Origin of the sequence: Prevotella sp. AM23-5, assembly GCF_003473645.1 — a bacterium.
Lineage (GTDB): Bacteria > Bacteroidota > Bacteroidia > Bacteroidales > Bacteroidaceae > Prevotella > Prevotella copri_A.
Genome location: NZ_QUCG01000122.1, coordinates 1 through 4,899, shown reverse-complemented (window position 1 = coordinate 4,899; position 4,899 = coordinate 1). Strand labels below are relative to the sequence as shown.

At 39.1% G+C, this 4,899-nt stretch carries 5 protein-coding genes and 1 rRNA gene; 2 read left to right on the top strand and 4 right to left on the bottom strand.

Annotation, left to right across the window (positions count from 1 at the left end; translation table 11 throughout):
- Window positions 1-1,093 (top strand): transposase (locus DW657_RS16620; RefSeq protein WP_233547199.1); only part of this gene is annotated, 1,093 nt, incomplete at its 5' end.
- 143 nt (window positions 1,094-1,236) lie between these two features.
- The gene (locus DW657_RS16615) at window positions 1,237-1,680 is read left to right on the top strand and encodes a hypothetical protein (protein ID WP_147337160.1); all 444 of its coding nucleotides are present in this window, start codon (window positions 1,237-1,239) and stop codon (window positions 1,678-1,680) included.
- A 258-nt stretch (window positions 1,681-1,938) separates the two neighbouring features.
- On the opposite strand, the gene DW657_RS16605 is transcribed toward DW657_RS16615, so the two are convergent.
- From DW657_RS16605 to rrf, 4 genes are all read right to left on the bottom strand, one after another.
- The gene (locus DW657_RS16605; protein ID WP_118313480.1) at window positions 1,939-3,312 is read right to left on the bottom strand and encodes a tyrosine-type recombinase/integrase; all 1,374 of its coding nucleotides are present in this window, start codon (window positions 3,310-3,312) and stop codon (window positions 1,939-1,941) included.
- A gap of 326 nt (window positions 3,313-3,638) precedes the next feature.
- A complete protein-coding gene (locus DW657_RS16600) occupies window positions 3,639-3,860 on the bottom strand; it encodes a DUF2795 domain-containing protein (protein WP_089543964.1) in 222 nt (73 codons plus the stop codon).
- A 124-nt stretch (window positions 3,861-3,984) separates the two neighbouring features.
- On the bottom strand, window positions 3,985-4,566 hold the full coding sequence (locus DW657_RS16595) for a hypothetical protein (protein WP_118313479.1): 582 nt from the start codon (window positions 4,564-4,566) through the stop codon (window positions 3,985-3,987).
- 64 nt (window positions 4,567-4,630) lie between these two features.
- Window positions 4,631-4,743: ribosomal RNA gene (gene rrf / locus DW657_RS16590) — 5S ribosomal RNA — on the bottom strand.
- Window positions 4,744-4,899 lie beyond the last annotated feature (156 nt).

Here is a 4,899-nt window from a genome sequence, read left to right as displayed (position 1 = left end):
GATAAATTTCACCCAAATGGGGAGGTATGGCTTGCATGTTGAGCAAACCTATCGCAACGCATTCGGCTTGAAAAAGTCGAAGTGCATTGATTGGCTCAAACTTAATGTCTCACTTGCCAAGCGCTTCTTGGGTAAACAGGGAAGATGGGCTATTGCCATTGATCCCAGCTACATCAGTAAAGCTGGCAAGAAAACACCACATATCGGTCGTTTTTGGTCAGGATGTGCTCAGTCTGTTAAACATGGTCTCGAAATCATGGGTATTGGACTCATTGATATTGATACCAAAGACTGCATGATGTTAAGAGCCCACCAGTCGCTAAATAATAAAGAACTGAGTCTTAGAAACAAGACTATGGTAGATTTCTATATCAGCGTCATTAAGCGTTACCGCAAGGAACTTCTTAAACTCTCAACCCTCATAGTTGCAGATACTTACTTCTCTACAAGTACATTTGTTAATAGGATAAAGAAAGAAGGTTTCTCTTTGATAAGCCGCTTTCGTGACAATGCTTGTCTCTTTTATGTCTATACTGGTCCACGTACTGGAAAACGTGGTCGCCCCAAGACCAAGGATGGCAAGATTGATATGAAGAATCTTGACCTCACTCGAATGAAGAAGATGGAGATGAAAGATATAGAAGGAACAGCTTATACTTTGATTGCCTATTCCAAGGCACTCAAGTGTAAAGTTAGACTTGTCATCTGGCAGATGCCGAATGGCAAGAAGAAACTATTCTTCTCTACAGACACCTCACTTTCGGGTGAAGAGGTACTTCTTTATTATAGAACCAGGTTCCAGATCGAATTTTGCTTTCGTGACGCCAAAGGCTATACTGGTCTTATGGACTGCCAGGCTCGCGATAAGTGGAAACTCGCTTTTGCTTTCAATGCTTCGTTCACATCACTAAATGTTGCCAAGGTAACTATGAAGGAGATGGGAATGGAATATTCTATGTCTTCATTCAAGTCACTGATGACCAACATTTATCTGGTGAGACGAATTTTTAAAGCATGCGGGTACATCCCGAACCGAACTTTAATTAGCAAGATTTTCAAAGATCTCTCGTGCTTACAGCGTATAGCTGCTTAGCACATTATTGAATTATTAACGAACTATTGTACAAAATCAAGTCCGTTTCATTGCAAAATACTGCATAAAAGACTATAATTCAACTGTTTCAAAGATCGAATTGCCCTTTTTTATTGGACAGTAGTGAAATCGATTGACAAGACATGGAATCAGATTTAGCTATCTTTGCATCCCAAATGCATAATATAAAAGTACGCTACCACATTGTGGGAAAACAAGAAGAGTTGCAAGAGATATATGACCTCTATCAGACTTTCATACAGAAAGAACGCCCTGCTATGGAAGAAGACGAGGCCGATGATTGGGAAGGAAACATCATCTTAGCTCTTGGTGTGGACTATGGGACTTGCAATCTCTGTGGTAATATCAAGAAATGCGAACTTTCAGAAGGCTTTCTCTATATAGAAGCGGAAGAACTCGCATTGATTACTGACTTCCGCGTTCTTCTCAAAAATCGTTTCAAGGATTTGGAAATCTATTTCGCTACAGAAGATCCAGAAAACGAAACATATGTGACTAATGATGCAGATGGCAAGTATTTTCACGACCTGCCTGATGATCATTTCATAGCTCCATTAGATTATTGACGTATGGGACCAAAAACATTTCTAGCAGCTCTAATGTGCCTAATCATCGTAGCCCTCATGTGCTCACCCATTTTCCTCGTATGGCACGGTTTTACTATGGGTGGTTCAGTAATAGTCAGAATAGCATTTATCGTGATAGGGCTCATTCTATTGCGTTTATTCAAGCCAATTTCTAATCTTACTGGCAAGGACTACAAGATATTCTGATAGTTTCGACTATAAAGGCTACAAATTTGATCGAAGGTGGTATCACTCTGTTTAGCGTGATAACACCTTCTTTTGTTTGGCATTCATATCAGGAATGAAGCAGAAGCCAAGTTTGCTTACTACAGTCGCAAGGTTGTCTGGCAAGAATTCTGCATAAACTCGCTCTGTGACGCCTGTTGAAGCGTGACCTAACAATCTGCTTATCTCACTGATTTCAGCTCCGTGTGCAAGCGCTAAAACTGCCCAGGTGTGTCTTGATACATGGAAAGTCAAGTCTTGATTCCATTTTAAATCATGAGATATACAGCGAAGCGAAGTATTGATGGTATTATTCCAGGAATTTCTACGACGGTATATCGCCTCATGGTCATTTATATCGAAGTTCTCTGGCAATAGATCAAAAACAAAGACTTTGTTTCTACCCTTCCATTTTTCAAGAATACGAATGAGTGGTTCACTCAAAGGTATGGTGTTTCGGTTTCTCGTCTTGACTTGTATTTTACTGATGAAATTCTTGTTGAAATCAATGTCTTTCCATCGGAGCGTCATCACATCAACCATTCGCATACCGCAAGCATGGAAGGCAAACAGCCACATCTCCAAAAACTCTTTTCGTCGAGGTTGTTCGATGGTATTATAAACGGAAACTAACTCAGCAAGTCTCTCTTCAGTGAGATACTTGATATTCCTCTCTTCTTCATCAAGCCGGTCCTCTTCTTTCATATACAAGTCCTGGAGAGAAGCATTAAGCTGATGAGAGATATAACCTAACTGACAAGCATATTCACACGCCTGAAGAATCGGACATAGAGTCTTGTTGACTGTTGTTGCTTTCTTTTTTGCCAAGAGTCGATACTTACGGAAATCAAGCAATAAGTCTTCACTAATATCTGAGACATAAATGAATTCCTTATGCTCACCATGTGTACCTTTGTGTTCAAGCAACAGGTATTCCTCAAACTGATTGAGATATGAAATACCATTCTTGCAAGTACTGAAACCTATCTTACCTTTCTCATAACGTTTTTCCATCAACTCTTTAGCAAACTCTATGAAGTCTTTTCCTTCATCAGGTCGCAAAGCATTGTCATTGTCTTCGAGAAAAGATCGAATCACATCACAAGTAATATGTTGATGCATTTCATAATACTTATGTATCTTCACATCTATGTCTTCGATACGCTTATGAAGAGCATGATTATAATACTTATAGTCAATATCAGTCGTGGCACGTATTTCACCAATACCGCAATAGCCTTTCTCATTCCATTCCTTTACTGACACACTTATACCAGTTGATTTACGAATAGAATCAGCATGCCAATTGTATTCTATATACAATGGATACTTTTTACCAGACTGCACCATCTTTGGTATACGCAGTCTCAATCGTCCTTTCGGATAAAGTCTTGAAATTCTTCCCATATTAAAATACCTTTTTATTAATTATGGCACTATGTACGCGAAGATAGTAGAAAAGTTTATCATATCACTCCTTTTTTATAAACTTCAGATGATTTTAGTATGAAGTAAGGAGAATAATAAGAGAAGAAAAGATGAAATTAACCGATCAGAAAAGAAAGAATTTCAGGATATACCGATTATTGATCATTTAATTATGTAAAATAAGGCCATTAGAACGGTAAAATTGGCGGTAAAAGACGGCAAAAAGCCATATAGGAATTTCCGGAGAAATCACCTATATGGCTCATTTCCATTATCTTATACTGATAATCGTAATCGATGAACGATTAGTACTCGTCATCATTCCATAAGAAGTCATCCTTTGAAGGATAATCAGGCCAAATGTCTTCGATGCTCTCATAGACATCACCTTCATCTTCTATTTCCTGCAGATTCTCCAGAACTTCCAGAGGCGCACCTGAGCGAGTTGCATAGTCGAGCAGCTCTTCTTTAGTTGCAGGCCATGGTGCATCTTCTAGCTTTGAAGCTAATTCAAGTGTCCAATACATAGCTATAATATTTAACGTTCTTACTAATTTGGCTGCAAAAGTAATAAAATTTATTTTATCTACAAGTTTTTCGGCATTTTTTTTCACCTAACATACTACTTTCTTGCATGAAAGGGCTCTTTTTCTAGAAATTTACCCGATAATGCTGCTTATAGATCTTATGATCAAAGAAAACAACACCCACATAATAGAGGTCATAGGTGATGCCAGAGAACTCTGATTCCTGCAAACGAAGCCATGATGAATAGGTCTTCCTGGCATGAAGATTACCTAGAAGAACCAGCATCACCTGACTATGACAAAGCGGAAGAAGATTCTTCAAGACAAACTCCATAGGCTGTTTATCCAAATCAACAACCACCATCGTTTTGACATTTTTATTCAAAAAAGATAAGCTATCAGCTATCTCGAAAGATTCAGTATTCATACAACCCGCATGGAGATAAGCATCAAAGATATGACGATTGCACAATCTGATAACGGGCTGCCAATGATTCGAGAGCCGTAGAAGAAGACGTCCCACCTTATGTTCGCGTCTGTTAAGCTGTGGAAACTGCTCCTGCAGCTCCTGATATGCATAATAAGGATAATGCTCATTGATGACATAACGGATGAAGCTATAGGCAGAAGGCGACTGCACCCCAAAGCCGCGACTATAGCCGCAGCGTCTGAACCATCTCCACCATGTACTCAAATAATAATGCATAATTTAAATCTTTAGATACACAAAAAGCCTCAGAAATCTTTCGAAATCTGAGGCTCTTGATAAAAGAAGGCGGCTACCTACTCTCCCGCATTGCATTGCAGTACCATCGGCGCAAGTGAGCTTAACTTCTCTGTTCGGAATGGGAAGAGGTGGGACCTCACCGCAATAACCACCTGATAATGGGTTATGACGTATTTGCACACAAGCAAACGTATAAGTAATGTTGAATGTTGATTGTTGAATGTTGAATTACAACTTTCAGCACCATTCAGACTGTACATACAGTTGAAACTATGAACTTATTTAAAGAAAGTGTTCGGGCAATTAGTAATG